Consider the following 1,257-nt stretch of genomic DNA (forward strand, 5'->3'; position numbering starts at 1 on the left):
AACAAGATCGAGTCCTGACGGAACCGCGTTTCTTACAGACCGGCGCGGTCCTTGCGCGGCATCGAGGTCAGCCATACTGCCCTTGCTGAGACAAGTTCAAATTGGTCTGACAGCACATTGAAACAGTGTGTTTCCTGCTGCTAATCGCTAAATCCTGTCAATCAGGGCGAGAATTCGATAATTTAGTGGCGAAATTATGGCTAGACGAACCGCTTTGCGCATGCCTGCTGCAGTGGCGGATTTTTCTCAGGGCGATTGCCAAAATCGGAGAACCATCAGATGCCCAAAACGTTTACATACGAAACAGAAGGCCTGTCCTACACCGTCGTCATCTACGAAGACCCTGAAACCCCGGGCTCTTTCCTGGCCGATATCACGGTCGATGAAGGTGCCATGGATGTGAACGCGGTTTATTTCGGCGACGACGATTTCTCGGGTGACAGCGCGAGTCTGGGTGGACCGCTAAACATGAACGGCGCGCGGCTCGACGGTGAAAAGGTGCAATGGGACAGCGCCGACGAACTGAGCAGTCCGGGACTTGGCCCCGAGGGGACCGACAAGGAAACTTATCTGTCCACCGGCGATACGCTGACCATTTCTCTGGATATCGACAGCCTTGACGAGGTTGATGTCTTCGGGATCCGCGCCACGTCCACATCGACGCCCGAAGGGTCCATCAAGGGCGTTTCCGACGAACCGGAAGACGACGTGACGTTCGACAAGGTGGGTTTTGGCGTCGAGTTCAATGAAAACGGCGTCATCGAGAACGGGGTATATGTGCGCGAAGAAGACCTGCCGGAAGGCGAAGAGGGCACGTTCGAGAATTACGTTAACTATTACGACAGTACGTACGGGAACAACGAAGTCTACAACATCACGCAGGTCGAATCCGTTATCTTCTATGAGATCACGATTGACGGAGGCGGCAATGAAATTCCGCAGGAGCTGTTCCGGATCGACGCGCCGGAAGGCGGCTTCACCGATGCCGAGGACATGATCGCGGCTTATGACGAGGCGATTTCGAACGGTGCACTGGACGAGGTGAACGTCGGCAGCGAGCTTATGGCGGCGTTGAGCTACGAAGCCGAATTTGTCGAAGACGCGTCCGAGGAAGAGGACGTAGTCGAGGACGATCTCGAACTCATCTGAGCAGGAACGGGCGCGAGAGCGCCTTTACCTCCTGGCCGCGAAAGTTCTCTGCAAAACTCGCAAGAAATGGAATGCTCCGACTGCCTGACGAACACAGTTAAGTCAGGC

At 55.1% G+C, this 1,257-nt stretch carries 1 protein-coding gene; it reads left to right on the forward strand.

The genetic code is table 11. The features are described from left to right. Positions 1-279: 279 nt before the first annotated feature. Positions 280-1,149 carry a hypothetical protein gene (locus tag RXV88_RS23510; RefSeq protein WP_316296168.1) on the forward strand — a complete coding sequence of 290 codons (870 nt, stop codon included), beginning with the start codon at positions 280-282 and terminating at the stop codon, positions 1,147-1,149. The last annotated feature ends 108 nt before the right edge of the window (positions 1,150-1,257 follow it).

It is taken from the genome of Aestuariicoccus sp. MJ-SS9, from assembly GCF_032586235.1.
Classification (GTDB): Bacteria; Pseudomonadota; Alphaproteobacteria; order Rhodobacterales; family Rhodobacteraceae; genus Aestuariicoccus.